16 protein-coding genes are annotated in these 19,768 nt (G+C 48.5%); 6 read left to right on the plus strand and 10 right to left on the minus strand.

Annotated features, from left to right (window positions below; genetic code table 11):
• Positions 1 to 120: 120 nt before the first annotated feature.
• Complete coding sequence (locus N179_RS13145) at positions 121 to 1,638, plus strand: S8 family peptidase (protein WP_244150243.1); 1,518 nt, start codon at positions 121 to 123, stop codon at positions 1,636 to 1,638.
• A gap of 45 nt (positions 1,639 to 1,683) precedes the next feature.
• On the opposite strand, the gene N179_RS13150 is transcribed toward N179_RS13145, so the two are convergent.
• Genes N179_RS13150 through N179_RS13160 form a run of 3 tightly spaced genes read right to left on the minus strand, consistent with a single transcriptional unit; the run spans position 1,684 to position 2,850 of the window.
• A complete protein-coding gene (locus N179_RS13150; RefSeq protein ID WP_053454386.1) occupies positions 1,684 to 2,106 on the minus strand; it encodes a hypothetical protein in 423 nt (140 codons plus the stop codon).
• 7 nt (positions 2,107 to 2,113) lie between these two features.
• Positions 2,114 to 2,536 carry a 3-hydroxyacyl-ACP dehydratase FabZ gene (fabZ, locus tag N179_RS13155; protein ID WP_023469477.1) on the minus strand — a complete coding sequence of 141 codons (423 nt, stop codon included), beginning with the start codon at positions 2,534 to 2,536 and terminating at the stop codon, positions 2,114 to 2,116.
• A gap of 26 nt (positions 2,537 to 2,562) precedes the next feature.
• Positions 2,563 to 2,850 (minus strand): DNA-directed RNA polymerase subunit beta, encoded by a 288-nt coding sequence (locus tag N179_RS13160; RefSeq protein WP_023469478.1) that lies wholly within the window; start codon positions 2,848 to 2,850, stop codon positions 2,563 to 2,565.
• Between the two features lie 386 nt (positions 2,851 to 3,236).
• Here N179_RS13160 and N179_RS13165 point away from each other — a divergent pair, with 386 nt between their 5' ends.
• Positions 3,237 to 4,604: a copper amine oxidase gene (locus N179_RS13165; RefSeq protein WP_075643019.1), complete on the plus strand. Its 1,368-nt coding sequence runs from the start codon at positions 3,237 to 3,239 to the stop codon at positions 4,602 to 4,604.
• Positions 4,605 to 4,692: 88 nt separating this feature from the next.
• The gene (locus N179_RS13170) at positions 4,693 to 5,640 is read left to right on the plus strand and encodes a class F sortase (RefSeq protein WP_075643020.1); all 948 of its coding nucleotides are present in this window, start codon (positions 4,693 to 4,695) and stop codon (positions 5,638 to 5,640) included.
• A 47-nt stretch (positions 5,641 to 5,687) separates the two neighbouring features.
• Here N179_RS13170 and N179_RS13175 read toward each other — a convergent pair whose 3' ends face one another.
• Positions 5,688 to 6,011: a winged helix-turn-helix transcriptional regulator gene (locus N179_RS13175; protein ID WP_023469481.1), complete on the minus strand. Its 324-nt coding sequence runs from the start codon at positions 6,009 to 6,011 to the stop codon at positions 5,688 to 5,690.
• 67 nt (positions 6,012 to 6,078) lie between these two features.
• A complete protein-coding gene (locus N179_RS13180; RefSeq protein WP_058264538.1) occupies positions 6,079 to 7,236 on the minus strand; it encodes an AI-2E family transporter in 1,158 nt (385 codons plus the stop codon).
• Between the two features lie 248 nt (positions 7,237 to 7,484).
• Between N179_RS13180 and N179_RS13185 the strand changes: the two genes are divergently transcribed.
• Both N179_RS13185 and N179_RS13190 read left to right on the plus strand, forming a co-directional pair.
• Complete coding sequence (locus tag N179_RS13185) at positions 7,485 to 10,025, plus strand: HAMP domain-containing sensor histidine kinase (RefSeq protein ID WP_075643021.1); 2,541 nt, start codon at positions 7,485 to 7,487, stop codon at positions 10,023 to 10,025.
• A 100-nt stretch (positions 10,026 to 10,125) separates the two neighbouring features.
• Positions 10,126 to 10,971, plus strand: coding sequence for an NAD(P)-dependent oxidoreductase (locus tag N179_RS13190; protein WP_075643022.1), 846 nt, complete (start codon positions 10,126 to 10,128; stop codon positions 10,969 to 10,971).
• Positions 10,972 to 11,021: 50 nt separating this feature from the next.
• Here the strand turns inward: N179_RS13190 and N179_RS13195 are convergent, their stop codons facing one another.
• Both N179_RS13195 and N179_RS13200 read right to left on the minus strand, forming a co-directional pair.
• Positions 11,022 to 11,804: a flagellar hook-basal body protein gene (locus N179_RS13195; RefSeq protein WP_023469485.1), complete on the minus strand. Its 783-nt coding sequence runs from the start codon at positions 11,802 to 11,804 to the stop codon at positions 11,022 to 11,024.
• A 15-nt stretch (positions 11,805 to 11,819) separates the two neighbouring features.
• Positions 11,820 to 12,614, minus strand: coding sequence for a flagellar hook-basal body protein (locus N179_RS13200; RefSeq protein ID WP_075643023.1), 795 nt, complete (start codon positions 12,612 to 12,614; stop codon positions 11,820 to 11,822).
• Positions 12,615 to 12,856: 242 nt separating this feature from the next.
• Here N179_RS13200 and N179_RS13205 point away from each other — a divergent pair, with 242 nt between their 5' ends.
• A complete protein-coding gene (locus N179_RS13205; RefSeq protein WP_158024767.1) occupies positions 12,857 to 15,709 on the plus strand; it encodes a sensor domain-containing protein in 2,853 nt (950 codons plus the stop codon).
• A gap of 46 nt (positions 15,710 to 15,755) precedes the next feature.
• Here N179_RS13205 and N179_RS13210 read toward each other — a convergent pair whose 3' ends face one another.
• The 3 genes from N179_RS13210 to murA all read right to left on the minus strand — a co-directional run bounded on the left by N179_RS13210 (position 15,756) and on the right by murA (position 19,649).
• A complete protein-coding gene (locus tag N179_RS13210) occupies positions 15,756 to 16,952 on the minus strand; it encodes a multidrug efflux MFS transporter (protein WP_058712959.1) in 1,197 nt (398 codons plus the stop codon).
• 194 nt (positions 16,953 to 17,146) lie between these two features.
• Positions 17,147 to 18,127: a rod shape-determining protein MreB gene (gene mreB, locus N179_RS13215; protein ID WP_023469490.1), complete on the minus strand. Its 981-nt coding sequence runs from the start codon at positions 18,125 to 18,127 to the stop codon at positions 17,147 to 17,149.
• 217 nt (positions 18,128 to 18,344) lie between these two features.
• Positions 18,345 to 19,649, minus strand: a complete 1,305-nt coding sequence (murA, locus tag N179_RS13220) for a UDP-N-acetylglucosamine 1-carboxyvinyltransferase (RefSeq protein WP_023469491.1) — start codon at positions 19,647 to 19,649, stop codon at positions 18,345 to 18,347.
• Between the last annotated feature and the right edge of the window lie 119 nt (positions 19,650 to 19,768).

Genomic DNA, 19,768 nt, shown 5'->3' on the forward strand with positions numbered 1-19,768 from the left:
TTCTAATAAGAAAAACATATCTAAATTTTAAACAACAACGTAAAATTAAACCAGATAATTTTGTTTGAACTGTCCTTTTTTTCAACTTTCCACCATTTTCCGTAAAGGTCGTGATTTTTCATGAAACGTATCCTTCCACTCCTACTCGGTGTCAGTCTCCTGACCCCGTCCGTCGCCTCGGCTGCTACGACACCACTTCCGGTGACGAGTCAGACGTTACGCGGTACATATGATGCGTCCGGACGTGTCGTCTTCACCCTACCTTCAGCCCTCTATATCGAACGGGCGACGCATCTCGAATTCGATCTCGATCGCTCGAAAGGTTCCGTCTATACCTCAAAGACGAATTACAGCAAAGGGACGACTTACAAACGGTATCGCCAATTGCAGGACGAAGCGTTGATCTTCCCGCTCAGCTGGTCCGGTACACAGTACGTCGTCTTCGAAGGGAAACCGGGAACCCGCTATCAAATTCCTTTTATCCTTCGTAAACTCCAGCCGCTCCTACCGATGAAACCAAGTGCGACGACGTCAAAGACCGCGAGTCTCCTCGTCAAGATGAAGCACGGCAGTCTGAAACAATCCGTCTCGACGTCGCTCCAGGCGACACGATCGTCGCTTCCGGGCCTGTCCCTCGAAGAATGGACGTTCAAGACGAATGCTGCCGCAGCGCAGGCAAAACGTTACTTAGAACGATCAGCTGCTGTTGACTACGTCGAGCATACACAGACCGTCCGGACGGCAAAGGATATGTATCGCCCGTACCAATGGTCGCTCCAGAACACAGGACAACGAAAAGGAAAAGTCGGGGCTGACATCCAGTACGCCGCTGCCTTAAAACGACTCGCCGGAAAAACGTTACAGCCGACACTTGTCGCCGTCGTTGATACCGGGATCAACTCGACCTATGCCGACTTCGCAGGACGCGTCCGGACCGATCTCGGGTACGACTTCATTCGCGGAAAGACTTCCGTCACCGATCCAGACGGTCACGGTTCCCATGTCGCCGGGATCATTGCTGCGAATGCCGATAATCTGTATGGCATTCAAGGGATCAATCCAGCGGCTTCCTTGATTCCGATTCGTGTCCTTGATGCAAACGGGCAAGGCTCCACGTCGGACGTCGCACGTGGTATTCTCCATGCGATCAAAAAAGGCGCCCGCGTCATTAACCTCAGTCTAGAAATGGATGAAAAATCACGCGCTATCGAGGATGCGATCGCGTATGCCGATCAGAAGAAGGTGCTCGTCGTCGCTGCTTCCGGTAATGACGGTGCGAAGACGATCAGCTATCCTGCACGCTATGCGCATGTTCTATCTGTCGGCGCGACGGACCGAAAAGATGTCCGCGCTTCGTTCTCGAATCGCGGAAAAGGACTCGATCTCGTCGCCCCAGGGGTTGAGATCCCAAGTTATATCGGTGACGGTGAACTCGCCTATTCGAGTGGGACTTCGATGGCGGCCCCTCACGTCGCAGCAGTCGCGAGTCTTTTGATGAGCTTGAAGCCGAGCTTGTCACCGAGTGCGACAGAGAAGCTTTTAAAATCGTCTGCCCGAGATCTCGGAACAAAAGGCTACGACACCTCATACGGCTACGGTCGCCTCGACGTAAACCGTGCCGTCTCGCTCGTCAAATAAACGATAAAGCGCCGATTCCTGTGACAGGAGTCGGCGCTTTATCGTTCATCGGATGATTTCGAGCGGAATCTCAATCCCGCGTCCTGCTCCGGCGTCAATGACGAGGACAGGCAGGCGATTTTCGTTGAAAACTTCATCTTCAACGGTTGTATCTGAAGTGTACGTGCGAATCTCACCCATTTTTTTAGCGGAAAACGACACGAATGGGAACGGAATCGATTGATTCGAGACCTCTAAGCGAATGTCGACTTGTTGATCGTCAAGACGAATGTCATTCGTCGTCTTGATCGTCAAACGCATCCGGTCCTTACTCGTCAAGGAAATCTGGGCGGAGATGTTCTCTGTCTGACCAGCCCGTTTGATCGGGTCGACGATGACCGATGGGGAAGCGGTCTCGACCTTTTCAGCACGCTGACAGCCAGGGATGATCAATAAGGAAATCGCGAGAGGAAGCAACCAGCGTTTCATCTGGTCGTCACTTAATTGCGAATGTCAATTCGGCAGTGCAGGCGACTTCCCCGTCTACCGTCGCTGTGGCACGACCTTTTCCGATAGGTCCACGTAACTTCGTCAATTCAACTTCGAGGCGCAATTGATCGCCTGGCACGACTTGACGTTTAAAGCGGCAGTTCTCGATGCCGGCAAAGAAAGCAAGCTTTCCTTGATTCGCTTCCATCTTAAGGACAGCGAAGGCACCGACTTGCGCGAGCGCCTCGACGATGAGAACGCCGGGCATGACGTTATAGTCAGGAAAGTGTCCGTTGAAGAATTCTTCGTTCGCAGACACGTTTTTCACTCCGACCGCGCGTTTGCCTTCTTCGACCTCTAAAATCCGATCGACGAGCAAAAAGGGATAACGGTGCGGAATGACTTCCTTGATTTGTTCGATTGTATACATATTAAACAGCTCCCATCACTGACAAATTAAGATTTCATCCAAAAATCGGTGATGCGGGTCCATGTGTCGAGCTTTAACACATCCATTGCCTCGCCACCACCAAACGTTGCATACCCTACCATTGCACCGACGACCAGTGCGACGATGACGAGAACGAGAACGATCAACAACCGGACGAGAATTGGGACACGTCGCGTCGTGTACTTCCGAAGACGTGGTGTTTTCTTTTCAGATGTTCCAGCGTCCTTGCCTTGTTGATGTCGCTTTGAACGTTCACGCGTTGGCTGTTCCGTACCTGCTTGGTCTTGTACCATTTTGATCACCTTTCATTGATTCAGTCTAAGCGTAGTATAGCACATTAGTACCAGGTAACAATATCAGGAATGACTTTGTTTTCTCCTGGTTCCTAGCTAGTGTAACACGAGCGATCGGTAAACATTTAAAAAAAGTTTTCTTTTGTTATATAAGGAAGTAAAAAATTCGCAACACATTATTTCCGTAAATCTCACATTTTTTTAAATCCAAATGCCATCCATCCGCGTAAGCCTTACAGATTCACGAGCAACACTTACAAGCACAGGATGACACGGGCCCGGTTTCATCCCTCTATTCAAGTTTAGATCAACGCTTCCAAACGTTTTTCATATTAAAAACCAAAGCAAGCGCTCCACTACCTTAAAATCGAGAGGATGGATTCAACATGAAACACACTAAAAAATTCGCAGCATCAGCAATGGCAGCAGCACTCGTACTTCCAGGAACAGCAGCATTCGCTTCTGGTGGCGCAGATGACATGAAACAAGAGGCACCAAAGAACGTCACGGTCAAAACAAAAGCTGCTGACCTTCGCGCAACACTCGATCAGTTACTTTCAGAGCACTTCGTCCTCGCTGTCATGGACATGAAAAAACAATATGACGGTTCAAAAGACGCAGAATATTACGAAGCAGCACTTAAACAAAATGCACTCGATATGACACCAGCCATCGCTTCAGTTTACGGCGATGAAGGCGCAAAACAATTCGAGAAAATTTTCGTTGATCACAATAAATACACAACAGACCTCGTCAAAGCTGTAAAAGCAGATGACCAAGACGGCATCAACGCTTCGAAGAAAGAGACAGAAGAGTTCGTACAAGATCTCTCAAGCTTCCTCGATACAGCAACGGAAGGGAAACTCCCGAAAGCAGCAGCTGAAGAAGTCCTCCGTGCGCACGAAGCAGACGTCTATAAGACATTCCAGCAATATGCAGCTGGTGACTACGAAGGATCGTACAACACATTCCGTGAAGGATACAGCCGCATGTACGATATCTCAAAAGCACTCTCAGTCGCTATCACAACACAGATGCCTGAGAAATTCGATAACACGAAAGCGGACTCAAAAGCAGCAGATCTTCGTTCAACACTTAACAGCCTTGCAGCTGAACACGTTGCACTTGCGAACCTCAGCATGACAGCTGGTGTTGATAAAGCGAAGGATTACGATGCAGCAAACTGGGCTGAAGATATGCACACGGCAGACTTCAAAGCAGCGATCAAATCAATCTACGGTCAAGCCGGTGCGGATCAGTTCGAACAAGATTGGACGAAAAACCACATCGAAGCACAAGCAAACCTTGTCACAGCAGCAATCAATGACGATAAAAAATTAATGGGTGACGCACAAGACATGCTCAAAATGTTCTCGAACGATTTCGGTGCATTCCTCGGTGCGGCAACAGAAGAAAACCTTCCAACAAAAGCAGCACAAGAAGCCGTATCAGGTCACGAGACTTACGTCCAAGATACGTTCATGCAGTATGTTGAAGGCGACTACAAAGGTTCTGTCGACACATTCCGTGAGTCTTACGCTTACATGTACGGCGTAGGTGAAAACCTTGGTGAGGCGATCGTCAAACAATCGCCAGAGAAATTCATGGATGGTACACCAGGCTCAATGCCGAACACTGGTAACGGTGGTATGAGCGACAACAACACAGCTGCAACAACAGGTGCAATCGCAGTATTCGGTCTCGCACTCGGAGCAGTTGGTCTTGTCCTCGCACGCAAACGTCAAAACGCCTAAGAAATTGGGTATAATCAAAAACAGGATAGCAATCTGCTATCCTGTTTTTACATAGAGAGACCCTTCTCTCGGAAAGGAGTTACACGTCATGCGAAAATGGTTACTGCCGACAAGCATCGTTTTGATGGTTGCTTCCGTCGGAACGCTCTTGTTCCTGCTCTTTAGCACACCGGAACAAGCAGCATCCAACATCACCCAAGGAACGGCGTCACCCAAGACGGTGACTTCTTCCGAGAATAAGAAGGAGGCGCCAGCAGAAGATCCGTTAAAACCATCGGACATCTTCAAAAAAGAGTTCAAGGATCTTTCGACGAATGAAGTCGAATTACCAAAGACTCTCTCGATTCCAACGCTTGACGTCAAAACAAAGGTCGAGCAAGTCGGTCTTGATAAGAATGGCGCCATGGCGACACCAAAGAATGAACAACAAGTCGGCTGGTATAAGTTCGGTCCACGTCCGGGCGATGTCGGGAATGCTGTCATCGATGGACACACCGATACGAAAACAGGTCCTGCCGTCTTCTATCAACTACGAGACTTAAAGAAGAATGATCAAATCAAGATTAAGGATGCTTCGGGACGGACGCTCGTCTTCCGCGTCAAAAAGCTTGTTCAATACGATCACTTGGATGCCCCGCTTCAAAAAATCTTTGGTGCTTCTGAGAAACGGAATCTTAACTTGATTACGTGTATCGGAACATTTGACCAAAATGCCGGAACGTATGATGATCGACTCGTCGTTTTCACAGAACTCGATGAGAAAGCATCTGATCCCGTCAAAACACCACCGAAACCAGCCACGAACGTCCGCGTCAGTGGTGGATTCGTGAACTGGTATGCTTCTACGGATAAAGATGTCGTCAAATACAACATCTATCAAGAAAAAGACGGTAAACGCAAAAAACTCGGTACAACAGATGTCATCGAACGGAAAGCCTTCCCACTTCCAGAAGATGCGACGGGTCGTTTCATCATTACAGCCGTCAACAAAGCAGGCATTGAATCGGAAGAAGCCTTCAGTGCCGTACATCGTTAAGATCCACACAAAAGCCAGAGTCTAGCGACTCTGGCTTTTGACGTTCCTCAATAACGAATATGCTGTTTGCTCCAGCGGATCGATTCCTTGAACTGACGGACGAGATCTTCTGCCGGTGCCGTTAAATAATAGGCCAGCCCGTGCACTTTTTCTGACATCTGCTGGACGACGAGACCATCTTCGATCAGCTCCTGCAGCTGTTCGAGGATTTGACCGTGTGACTGATCGATCCGTTGCTCGAGTTCCCCGATCGTCAACGCCCCATCACGCAAGAGATAAATGATACTCGACTTGAGGCTGTTTTCGAAGTTGTGTTGAAACTTCTGCAATGCCAGTAAATCGGCTTGTTCTTCGGTATGACGTGAATCCATCTGATCCCTGCCCCCTTTTTCTTAACTACGTCTTCAGTATGACGCACTTTTACGTAAATTTCAAAACTCAATCGCGCTCCGTGATGATCGTATCGAACGTCTTCTCTTCTTCCGTAATGACCATCTTCTTTTGCGACCGAAGATGATAGAGACGACGGATGTTCAGGATGACGACCTTCATGACGGCGTAGAACGGGACACCGAGTAAGACCCCGAAGAAACCAGCGATGTTCCCCGCAACCAGCAGGACGATGATGATCGTCAATGGATGGACATCGAGCGTTTTCCCTTGAACGAGCGGTGACATAATGTGCGAATCGATCTGTTGTGCTACCGTCATGACGATGATTGCATAAATCGCAAGAATCGGATCCTGGATGAACCCAACGATCAAGGCCGGAATGACACCGAGGACTGGACCGAGGAACGGAATGATGTTCGTCAGTGTCGCAAACAACGCGAGTAGCAACGCATAATCAATCCCGATGATCAGATATCCGATATAAGCGATGATTCCTACACCAATGCTGACGATGACTTGTCCTCGGATATAACTCATGATCGTCAAGTGAACGTCACCGAGGATTTTTTTCGTTTCTTTATGGTACTCATACGGCATCAGCTTGACGAGATTACCTTTCAGCTTATCACCATCAAGCAACATATAAATCAACATGATCGGGATGATGACGATCGTCACGACCGTCGTCGTCACGACACTGACGAAGCCACCGACACCCGTACCGATGTTCTTGAGGAACGTCGAAGCGTACTCCGAAATATTGCTAGAAAACTTATTGAACAAGTTATCTGGTCCTGAGAGGAAGCGTGAGAAGACCGAACTGTTTTCAAGTTGCTCTCGAACATCGATCAATTGACGCTGAAACTGCGTCGCAAGTGTCGGAATCGAGTTGACGAACTGTGTGATCTGTTCTGATAGCATCGGACCGAAGATGAAGCCGAGCGTCGTCAAGATTCCGATCAGACCAACGAGGACGATCAAGACAGCAGGCCGTCGCTTCATCTTTTTCTCGAGCAACTCGACGATCGGTAGCAGGACATAATAGAGAATCCCGGCGATCGCAAGCGGTGGTACGACCATCTGTAGCAAAATCGCGACCGGTCGGAATAGGAACGTGACATGATCGCCAATCCAGACGATGATGAGTAACGTCATGATCCACCAGGCGAATCGGTACCATTTGTTTTCGAACATTTTTTGCATCTAACCACTTCCCTAATTTAAAGTATGAAGTTCCATATCCCCTATTGTTTTCCTTAAAACCATACTTCTTAATCCTTATTCTCAGAAAATATATCGTTTCCTCCATTTTAACCAATATATGATATATTTGTTTTAATAAGATTTGCAGATTCAAATTTGCCGTACAAGTTGAATGTGCGTAAGATGAATATATTCGAACTTAAGCAATCTTTTTCATACATGTAAAATAGAATACGGAGGATACCCCAGTGAAATGGATCAACCATACCATCGGTCGCCAATTGATGTTCGCCTTCTATATGGTGTTCGTCGCACTCAGCATCACGTCTGCGATCGTTTATTTCTACACAGAACAAAAAATCGATCAGGCGAATGCGACATTCGATGACTTGAGTGAACGACGAACGAATGCCAACGCACTCGCAAGCGAGTGGACCGTCGCGCAAAGTAACGTCAAATCCTATTTGTTGACCGGCTCACAGGAAACACTGGATGCCGTCAAGACGAATCAACAGGAAATCAATCGTTTAACGACATGGTTCGAGAAGTACGCCGTGTACGAGCAAGGAAAAGAGTACGCAACCGCGACACGTCAAATGTATGACGATTATTTCGGAACAGCACTGCCACTCCTTACTGAATACGTCGACGGGAAGAAAGACGGGAAAATCGATGAAGCTTTTGTCGACCCTGATACCCTTGCTGCGCTTTCGAATGGGAAGGATCTGTTTAATGCAAACGGAACAATACGCGGATCGGTTAGTTTATCAGACGCTGATGTCGACATGACACGGATTGATACGTTACTTGCTGATTATCTGACGTTGATTCAAGGGAAGGAAGTCGATGCAAAGAACGATCTTCTTGGCGAAATGCGTGTCGCCCAGTTCATCTGGCTGTCGAACCTCGTCGTCTTGATTCTCGTCCTCTTCTCGCTCGTTCGTCCGTTCATCAGCCGCATTACGAAGCAGGTCAACGCACTGTCTCGCGATAGCGCTTTGCTTGCAACAGGTGAAGACATCCAAGCGATTCCATTACCGAAACGGAAGGATGAACTGCATACGCTGACGGCATCATTCAATCAAATGGCGGCATCGATTGCCGACAACAAGGTCCATATGCTGGCGAAGAACGAAGAGCTCCAAGCACAACAGGAAGAACTCGTTGCCCAGCAAGAAGAACTGCAAGCGCAGCAGGAAGAGCTTGAGGAAGCACTCGATATCACGCTTCGGAGCGAACAACATCTCAAGTATCGCAATGAATTGACCGAGACGCTTGCGTCCCGTGAGACACTGACGGCGTATCCGGAAATCATCGAGAAGCTCGTCTCGATCACACATTCTGAGATTGGTGCATTGTTGTTCCTTGATCAACAGGAAGTCCGTTCAACGATCGATTATGGGATGACGGAAGAGATGGTCGGTCGTCTTGTCTCCGATGATCAATCACTCTTGCACCGTGCACGCCTCCTAAAGCGTCCTGTCCATTCATCGAAACAGGTCGCGCATGAGAGTCCGCTTCCATACCCATACTATATGTATGAGGTCGCAGTCCCAGTTCTTGATCCGACGAAAGAGCACATGATCGCCTGTATCTATCTCGTTCGTTATCGTGACGCCTTCACAGCGGAACAGATGGATGACATCTTGTCGTTCTCGCATCAATTATCGCTTTCCCTTCTTCGGATGGGCATTTATGAAGAAATGATTCGTGAGAAGAATAAGACGACCCAACTATTAAACTCGATTCGTGAAGCCGTCGTCTACATCGAACATGAGACGGACGAATTGCTCGTCAACGAACCGCTGATGACGTTGTTCCCGGAAGTACCAACAGAGTTCAAAGACGAAGAGCGCTCTGCCTTCCAGCAAGCGATGCAGGCACTCGCTGACATCATCGATGAACCAGCACCATTCGAACGCTACATCGAACAGATCGTTGAGCTGAATTTACCAAAAGATAGCTTGATCGTCTCGATTCGAAAACAGAGTACGTACATCCAGATTTATGCCGAGAAGATCGAGGTCGACGGCATGTGGGTCGGTACGATGCTTGTTCTCCGTGACGTGACGAAAGAGACGGAAGCGGAGCGGATGAAGGAAGAATTCGTCTCGACCGTCTCGCATGAATTACGGACCCCACTCTCTTCGATCTATGGCTTCACCGAGCTGATGCTCAACAAACGGTTCGAGGAAGAACGGCAACGGAAATATCTCCAGACGATCCACTCCGAGACGGGTCGCCTGACGACGCTCGTCAATGACTTCCTCGATGTTCAACGGATGGAATCGAGCGAACACCGTTACGAGATGACGACGTTTGATGTCGTCGAACTCGCCCAGGATTTAATCGAGTTCTATGATGTCTCGCATGAGACACACACGATTGATTTCGAGGCACGTGGACCGATCATGATCGACGGCGACGCAGAAAAGATGAAGCAGTTGCTCAACAACCTGCTCAGCAATGCCGTCAAGTACTCACCGAGCGGTGGGACGGTCTTGATACGGATTACAAATGAACTTGGTTTCGCCCAAATCCGCATCCAGGATGAAGGCATCGGGATTCCACAAGACGCGCTTCCGAAGTTGTTCGATAAGTTCTATCGTGTCGATAACTCCGAGACACGAAAAATCGGTGGAACCGGTCTTGGTCTATCGATCTGTAAGGAAATCGTCAAACACCATAACGGAACGATTGATGTCGAATCGGTCGTTGGTGTCGGATCGACCTTTACGATTCGTTTCCCGATTGCTGTCATTTCGACGATTCTCATGTATGAAGATTAATCATTCGACCGTTCACATCACGTGGACGGTCTTTTTTGTCGTTAGATTCGATCAAGCGTGGGGTATAGTCAAAAGCGCATTATTTTAAGGAGGAATCGACATGCAACTGGGATGGATTGGTTTAGGACATATGGGTGTACCGATGGCAAAACGGCTACTCGACGGTGGACATGACGTGATCGTCTACAACCGGACGTATGAAAAGACGGTGTCGTTGACGGATCGAGGAGCAACAGCGGTCAAAGAAGCTAAGGACGCAGTACGTCAAAGCGACATCATCTTCATCATGCTCGCGGACGGACCAGCTGTCGCGTCCGTTCTCGAGAGTGTAACAGACGACCTCACAGGTAAGACGATCGTCAACTTGAGTACGATCTCACCGGAAGAGACGAAGAAGATGGCACGTCTCGTCGAAGAGAATGATGGGACGTATCTTGAAACTCCTGTTTCGGGGTCCGTCCCCGTTGCAGAAAACGGGCAGCTCGTCTTGCTTGCTGGCGGTGACGCAGACGTCGTCACGGCTTGTCAGCCGTATCTTGATCTACTCGGAAAGGAAACGATCCATTTCGGTCCACATGGCTCAGGAAGTGCGGCAAAACTTGCCATCAATCTCTTACTCGCCGTCGTCGGACAAGGAGTCGCGGAGACGTTGTTGCTCGGAGAAGGTGCGGGTCTTGAGAAAGAGAAGCTGATCCAGATGATCAGTGCATCGGGCATGAACACGCCGCTCTTCACCGGTAAACGGGACATGTACCGGAACAACGATTTCCCGTCTGCCTTCCCGCTTCGCTTGATGGCGAAGGATCTCGGGCTGATCATAACTGAAGCAAAACGTCAGCAGCTCGAGTTGCCGCTCGCTCAAGCAGCGGATCGTAGTTATGCGAAGGCAAAGCTTGACCATGGGAATGCCGATATGGCCGCTATTTATCAAGCGCTACAAGACTGAATATAAAAAGCAGATCCGCACTCAAATCTGAGGCGATCTGCTTTTTCATGTTATTTCAGTGACGTGACGATTCCCATCATCTGATCGGTCGTCATCAGTGCTTTTGAATTGAATTGATACGCCCGTTGAATCTGTGTCAAATTCGTCATCTCGGTTGCCATATCGACGTTCGACGACTCGAGTGTGCCGACCGTCAATGGATTTCCATCGACTGTTTCATACTGTCCTGGTGCTGTAAACAAGCCGGCTCCATCTTCCGTCAACTGATTCGGATTGTCGACATACCCCACAGCAAGTCGTGCGAGGACACGGCGCTCTCCATTGACGATTCCCGTGACGTTGCCGTCCTTGTTCAATTCGACACCCGTCGCATCCGCAGGTAAGAGAATTGGTTCATTTTGACCGTTAACGACAGACCGTCCCGCGTCATCCGTCAATTGAATACGCCCATCGGCTTGCGGAGATAGTTGGAAGTTTCCGTCTCGCGTGAACTTCGTCACCCCATCCCGATCGATGACCGCAAAGAAATGATGCGGATCCGATAAGGCGGCATCGAGTGCCCGGTCCGTCCGTTTGAACGTTCCCATCGAAAAGCGCGTCGCTTCATTGGCGACATAGCCGCCGACACCGATTCGTAAGCCGGCCGGTGTCGATAAAGGTCCCGTTTGCAATGCAGCCGGTTGGTTCTGGATGTTACGCGTCAACAGCTCCTTGAACTGGGCGTCACGACGTTTATATCCGTTCGTATCGACATTCGCTAAGTTGTGCCCGGTCGTATCGAGTTGTTTTTGTAATTGCGCCATTGTACTAGCTGACGTATAGAGTGATTGCATGGTATTCCCCTTTCATTATCGGACGCGACCGATTTCAGAAACTGCCTTTTCCGCTGTCCGGTCATACGCTTGAATGACTTTTTGATTCGCTTCAAACTGACGCAGACCAGCGTTCATCTCTGCCATCGTCTGTTCAATCGCGACGTTCCCGAGTTCAAGTACCCCTTGATCAACCTTGACGTTGCCTTGTGCCAACGCTTCAGGTGCCCGGTAGAGTCCGTTCTCAACCCGTTCGAGTTGTTCCGTATTATTCGTCGTCACAAGTCCTAGTCGTCCGACTTGCTCTCCGTTCCCCCGCGTCACGACACCTTCAGGTGAGACTTTGAAATCGTCATTGCCGACGTTCATGATATTTCCGTTCTCATCGAGTACCTGATCGCCGTCCGTCGTCCGTAAGATACCGTCTCCATCGACTGCGAACTGCCCATTCGTCGTATACAATGTTTCTCCTTCGATTCCTGTTCCTTCTCCCGTATTATGGAAAATCGTGAACATCGGCACACCGTCGATCGAACTAATCTGTAAATCCGTCGCATTTCCTGTCTCCGTGATGGATCCAGGTGCGAAGTTCGGTGTCGCCGCCTGCATAAACACACCTGTCGCGAGCGTACCGACGTTTCCAGCAGGTCGAATTCCCGTCCGTTCATTCGTCGCCGCTTGATGGATCATCATCTCCGGAAACGTGCGCAGGGATGCTTGATCGGCACGGAAGCCGGGCGTCCGTGCATTCGCTAAGTTATTACTCAACATCTCTTGTTGGCGTTGCAATGCCTGCATCGCACCGGATGCCGTATACATTCCGCGTAACATCTATATTTCATCTCCTCATTGACTTCATGTTCAATTCTATCTTTTAGTATATCGGTCCGTTTGCTTCAGATTATGAGTTTTTTTCAAAAAAAGGGAATAAAATTCTGAGTTGCATCTAAAGTACTACTATTCCTATCAAAAAATCATTCTCCTTCTTTTGAATTCGTTTCATATTCATAATTATTCCAATTGGGTATAATTAGAAGTAGTTCATATCGACCAGTTGAAACGAGGTGATGACGGTGTCTTTCTTTAAAAGACGTACGAACCAATCGACCACTCCTTCTTTAGATTTCACACTGTTGACAGACATGACCCACTTCCTTGAAAATCACCCGGATGCAGTTTATACGATGGATTTGAAAGGAAATTTCATCGCATTTAATAATAAGCTACCTCTTTTACTCGGTTATCCTACCGACGCGATCCGTAGTATGCATTTCAGCGAGCTGCTCATCAAATCAGAAGCTGAACGTATTGCACCACTAAAACATCGTGTTCACGAAGGCGAAACGATTCATTTCACAACGGACATTCAACGAAAAGATGGTCAAATCCTGACTGTCAACGTCACGAACATTCCCCTCTACAATCAACACGTCATCATTGGACTTTACGGCATTGCGCGTGACGTCTCCCAACAAAAAGAATTACGTACCGCTTATAATCGTCTACTTGCAAAGGAACAGTTGACGACGACGCTTGACGGCGTCACCTTTCTTGAATATATTCCTTCGACGAAACAACTGACTGCCGATGCCGCACTTAGTCAATTGCTAGAATGGTCACAGCGTCATGTCGCACAAATGGATGCATACGAACTGCTCGACGAAATCCACCCGGAAGACCGCGATCTATTCTTACAACAGAGTACTGCCTTGTGTGACGAGCAGATTGCTGAATTCTCGATGTCCCTTCGAATGAGCAAACGACGTCACTATACGAAAGTCGTTCGTTGTGATGCCTTACTTCAGCAAAACTCTTCTCCCCGCTGCGTCAACTTCATCCTGCATGATGCGACGGAGCTGACGAGTCTTGAACGCGAACGCGATCATGCCATTCAGTCCTTAAAGGATGTCTTCGGCTCACTGGATACGTCCATTTACGAACATATCTATCATCCGCAAACCGTCACGTTTCAATCAGCCGGTTTTTTAGCTCCCTATCAGCACATCCTGAACCGGATTGAAAAGGAACCCCAGTTATGGCGGACACTGATTCACCCCGAGGATTTACCACATTTAGAACTCTCGTATCCTGAGATTCGTAACGGTAAGGTCATCCGACACGTCTATCGCCTCCAACTCCTCGACAATGTCTTTTGGATCGAGGAAACCTGTATTCCAATTCTTGATAATAAGGGCGATGTCTCGGGTCATTATGGGGTCTCGTCTGACATTACGATTTTAAAAGAGCAACAGCATACGATTTGGCATCTCTCCATGCATGACTCGTTAACTCAGTTACCGAACCGCGCCTTTTTACTCGAGGAAATCACGAGTTTATTGAAGACACGAACATCGTTTACGTTGCTTGCTGTCACCTTTAAGCAATACAATGTCATTCATGAACGTTTCGGACATGATGTCGGAGATGAATGGATTCGCCAGACGAGTGCTGAAGTGCGTCGCTTTGCAGATCAAGATCATTTCGTCGGTCATCTGTTCGGTGATAAGTATCTCTTCATCATTAAGAAACCGATCGATGAGACAGCTATCGTGAAACTAAGCCATCAGCTACTGAAGCTATCTGAAAAACGTTTTGATGTCTTGTCTTATGAATTGTTCACGAACGTCTATATCGGTATCACATACGTCGTCAACGATAAACTATCAGCAGACGAATTATTGAAACAAACGTATACAGCACTCCGGCGTGCGAAATCACGAACGAAGAGCAATTATCAGTTTTACTCGACGACGCTCGATATTGATATGTATCGCCGTTATGAACTCGAACGGGATTTACGATACGCCATTCAAAACGAGCAGCTCGTCCTCGAATACCAGCCGAAAGTCGATGGCTGGAACGGAAATATCCAAGGAGCCGAAGCATTGATTCGCTGGAATCATCCGGAGTGGGGACGCTTGACGCCAAAGGATTTTCTCTCCTTGTCGGAAGAAAGTGAGATGTATCTCCACATTGGGGATTGGGTACTCGATCAGACATGTCGTTTTCTCAGTAAGCTTCGCGAACAACGCCATTCGAACATCGTTCCGATTTCCATCAACGTCTCCCCGAAGCGTCTGTTTTACGGAGATTTTGGACAAGTCATCGAACAATATCTCAAGCGATACCGAGTACCGGGTCATCTCCTTGAGATTGAATTACTCGAGTCCGACATCTTACTTGAAAGCGATAAAATCCATGAGATTCTAGAACGAATTTCTGCACTCGGTGTCCATATCTCCTTAGATGACTTCGGTACCGCCTATTCATCGATCTCTCACGTCCAGCGCTATCCGATCAATTGCCTAAAGATCGATCGTTCTCTCGCGCAACTGATCGAGCACGATCCAAAAAGTCGTTCCGTCGTCAAAAGCATTCTCTTCATGGCAAAGGAGTTTCAATTGACAGTCGTCGCAGAAGGCATCGAAACGATTCCGCAGCTCGACTTTTATCGCGAGTTACAGTGCGACCTGATTCAAGGTTATTTATTTAGCAAACCTGTGTCAGAGAGCACTTTTGAAAAATTACTGACGAAAGGGATGTTATATCCTCAACACACCGGTACAGCCGCTCCAGTCGAAGCGATCTTATCGTTATTCGCTCAAATCACGATTACCCGGCTAAACGGTCGAGCCATCCAAGTCGGATCCTCTGATATCCTGATCAACCGATGTACGAATAAGACGCTGTTCTTCTACTCTTCGATTCGTCTGCCGATTCATCAAAACATCGAACTAAACGTGACACTTGCCTCATTGATTCATCCCGAGATTTTTCTCGTTCCTGTATCCATCACGGAACTCGATAACGGCCTGTTCCATTATGCAGCGGATTTCAAGGTGCGTGCGCTCTCTTCTCTCGTCCAGGAGCAACTGAAACATTCTCAACCTTCCTTTTTGGAAGACGTTCTCGAACCGCCTTCTTAAGACAAAAAACACGTCGACTCCTTCGTTCGAGTCGACGTGTTTTACCTTATCCGTTATTTTTACTGAGCACTGCTGTTTGTGTCCGCTCTAACACGGCATTCGTGATGACGATCAGTCCAGTGAAGAGGAATAACGCTTCAAAGCCGAAGTGCCCGGCAATCTGTCCACCCGCGAGTGGTCCGAGGAAGTTCCCCATGAACTGCGCGGACTGGTTATATCCAAAAATCCGTCCTGACGCATTGGCTGGCGTATTCTTCCGAAGCAACGTTTGGACGGACGGCATTAAAGCAGCTGTCGCAAAACCAATTCCCATCCGTAAGACGATCAGTTGGCTCGTATCCGTGACGAACGCTTGCGGAATCAAGAACGCCGCAAAAATAAGTAGCGCAAAAAACAAGACACGCTCTGCTCCGATTTTATCCGATAGACGACCGAGTCGTTGCGCCGCGATCAATGCCGCGATCCCAGGTGCCGAAGCAACGATCCCGGATAGTAACGCGAGACGTTCTGTCCCCGGACTGAGTTCCCGGACGTAGAGCGACAGAATTGGACTAATCGATTGTGCCGCGAACTGAATCAGGAACGTCGTCAAAAAGAGACTTAAAATGAGTTCCGGATGACGAAGCGACTGGATAACTTCTTTCGCGGACGCCATTTTTTTGACTTCCATTGGGACGAATTCTTCTTTAACTAAGAAGTAGGTCACGAGGAAGGTAATGAAGAGCGGAACGCTCGTAAAGAGAAAAACGGGTCGAAGCCCAACAACGTCGGCGAGGAATCCTCCAATGAGAGGTCCTAGCAATCCACCGGCAATCCCACCGGTCGACAGGGTGCCGAGCGCCCAGCCACTTTTCTCTTTTGGGGTTTGGGAAGCAACGAGTGTAATACCGGCTGAAATGAATCCGGACACGGCTCCCATGACAAGACGTAAGAATACGAGTTGATAGACGTCTTGAACGAAACTAATCAAGAACATGACGATCGACATACCAAGACTTGCGCGAAGCAACATCAGCTTCCGACCTTTTCGATCGGCGAGACGTCCCCAGATTGGTGAGACGATCGCAGCGACGAGGAACGTTGCACCAAAAGCGATGCCGGACCAGGTCGTAATATCTTGTCGGCTGTCGACACCAAGTTCTTCAATGAATAAGGGCAAAAACGGTAAAACGAGACTGAGGGCTGCAGCGGTCAAAAAACTACCGAACCAAACGACGACTAAATTTCTTTTCCACAATGGCATTGTGGCATCACTTCCTTTTATTTTACAATTCGTTTCAATACAACATCTTCTAATATACACTTCACAATATGAAATGTCTAGCGTTTGAATCGTTCAAGTGTTTCTTCCAGTTGTCCTCTACTCTTCATTAATTCGCAAAATGGATGCTACAAAAAAAAGAAGCATTCTCCGATGAGAACACTTCCATCTTTTCATCACTTGCCTAAATTATCGAGCATGATGCCTGTACCGCGTGCGACACATAGCATTGGATCTTCTGCGATCAGAACCGGTAGTCCGAGTTCTTTTGCAAGCAGTTGATCGATGCCGTCAAGGAGTGCGCCCCCACCCGTCAGGATGATACCGCGATCGATGATATCCGCCGCGAGCTCTGGTGGTGTCTTCTCGAGCACACGCTTCGTTGCTTCGACGATTTCCATCGCTGCTTCCGCGAGCGCTTCGTGCATCTCTTCTGATGTCACCGTGATGTTGTGCGGTAAGCCTGTCACGAGATTGCGTCCCCGAATATCCATCTGTTCGCTCCGTCCGTCTTCTGAAACAGTAGCAACCGTCGTCTTGACCGCTTGTGCCGTCCGTTCCCCGATGATGAGCTTATGTGTATCCTTGATTGAACGGATGATGTCGTGGTCGAAGCGATCTCCTGCGACTTTGATCGTCTCCCCGCATACGATATCACCCATCGATAGCACAGCGACGTCCGTCGTCCCCCCACCGATATCAATGACCATGTGCCCTGCTGGCATCCAAATGTCCATACCGGCACCGACTGCTGCGACCTTTGGCTCGACTTCGAGGAAGACCGTCTTTGCGCCTGATTTTTCACCGGCTTGACGAATCGCCTTCGCTTCAACCGTCGTGATGCTTGCTGGTGTACAGATCAACATCCGGACGCCACCGAACATTTTACGGACTTCAATCTTATCAATGAAATGGCGAAGCATTGCTTCCGTCATCTCGAAGTCCGCGATGACTCCGTCTTGTAAGGGACGAATCGCGACGATGTTCCCCGGTGTCCGCCCTACCATCAAGTGTGCTTCCGTTCCTACTGCATGAATCTTACCTGTTGCCTTATCGATCGCGACGACCGATGGCTCATCGAGGACGATGCCTCTTCCTTTGACATGAATGACGACGTTCGCCGTCCCTAAGTCGATTCCGATATCTTTTGAAAACATCTCGTGTGCTCTCCTTTACCCGATGGCTATTCTTCCAAAATATAGAACGTCGTTTGGACGTCTAACCCATTTATGTATACATACTTTTCAATTCTAGCATACGCCTCATAACGAAACGACTTTCTTTTTCGCTTTTCACATTTCATTGTCATCTTTTTGAAAATACAGCAAAAAAGCATCATCTCAAAAACATGAGATGATGCTTGGATAATTGGAATTAAAGCTTTGTTGCTGCCGTTTCTTCGACGATTGCCGCTTCTTCTGTCACACGTTCGACGTCTGCACCGAGTGCTTGAAGTTTGAGGTGGAAGTCGACGTATCCACGATCGATGTGGTGAAGCGCACCGACACGCGTTTCGCCTTCAGCGATCAATCCTGCTGTGACGAGTGCAGCACCTGAGCGAAGATCCGTTGAAAGAACTTCCGCACCTTGTAACTGTACACCACCATTGATGATCGACGAGCGACCTTCAATCTTGATGTCCGCGTTCATGCGACGGAATTCTTCAACGTGCATGAAACGGTTCTCAAAAACTGTTTCCGTGATGACCGATGTGCCGCCTGCTTTGAGAACGAGGGCCATCATCTGTGCTTGAACGTCTGTCGGGAAACCAGGGTGTGGCATCGTCTTGACATCAACTGCTTCAAGTTTTGCTGGACCAACGACACGGAGTCCTTCTTCTGTATCCGTGATTTTAACGCCCATCTCTTCCATCTTCGAGATGAGTGGACGAAGGTGTTCGCGCTCAGCACCGATGACTTCGACGTCACCTTCTGTGATCGCTGCTGCGATCATGAACGTACCTGCTTCAATCCGGTCAGGAATGACATAGTGTGTTGCACCGTGTAATTTCTCGACGCCTTCGATGCGGATCGTTTCTGTACCTGCACCGCGGACTTTTGCGCCCATTGCGTTCAAGAAGTTCGCAAGGTCAACGATTTCTGGTTCTTTTGCGACGTTCTCGATGACTGTCGTTCCTTCTGCGAGTGTCGCAGCCATCATGATATTCTCTGTCGCACCGACTGATGGGAAGTCGAGGTAGATTTTTGCACCTTGGAGACGACCGTCGACATGCGCTTCAACAAATCCGTTTCCGATGATCGTCTTCGCGCCCATCGCTTCGAAGCCTTTCAAGTGAAGATCGATCGGACGTGATCCGATTGCACAGCCACCTGGCATTGCAACGCGTGCGCGCCCGAGGCGTGCAAGTAATGGACCCATGACGAGAATCGAAGCTCGCATCTTACGCACGTACTCGAGTGGTGCCTCGTCTTTAAGATTCGGCTCTGCATTGACCGTCACCGTGTTGGCTTCCGCATCGAATTCGACTTCCGCGTTCAAGTTGCGCAACACGTTATTGATCGTATAGACGTCTGCTAAACGTGGTACGTTTTGAAGGACGGATTTCCCTTCTGATGCAAGCAATGTTGCAACGAGTGTTTTTAATACGGCATTTTTTGCACCTTCTACTTTGACTGTGCCAGCTAATTTACGTCCGCCTCGGACAACGATTTTTTCCATTCCCCATACTCCTCTGCTTCGTTTCTGTTCTATTTATGATGGCGTGATAAGTGCGTATGCGGTTCGAGATGAACCGATAGAAGAGAAACTCCCAATAGTTAAAACTACTACGCGACTGT

The organism is Exiguobacterium indicum HHS 31 (assembly GCF_001939065.1).
Lineage (GTDB): Bacteria > Bacillota > Bacilli > Exiguobacteriales > Exiguobacteriaceae > Exiguobacterium_A > Exiguobacterium_A indicum.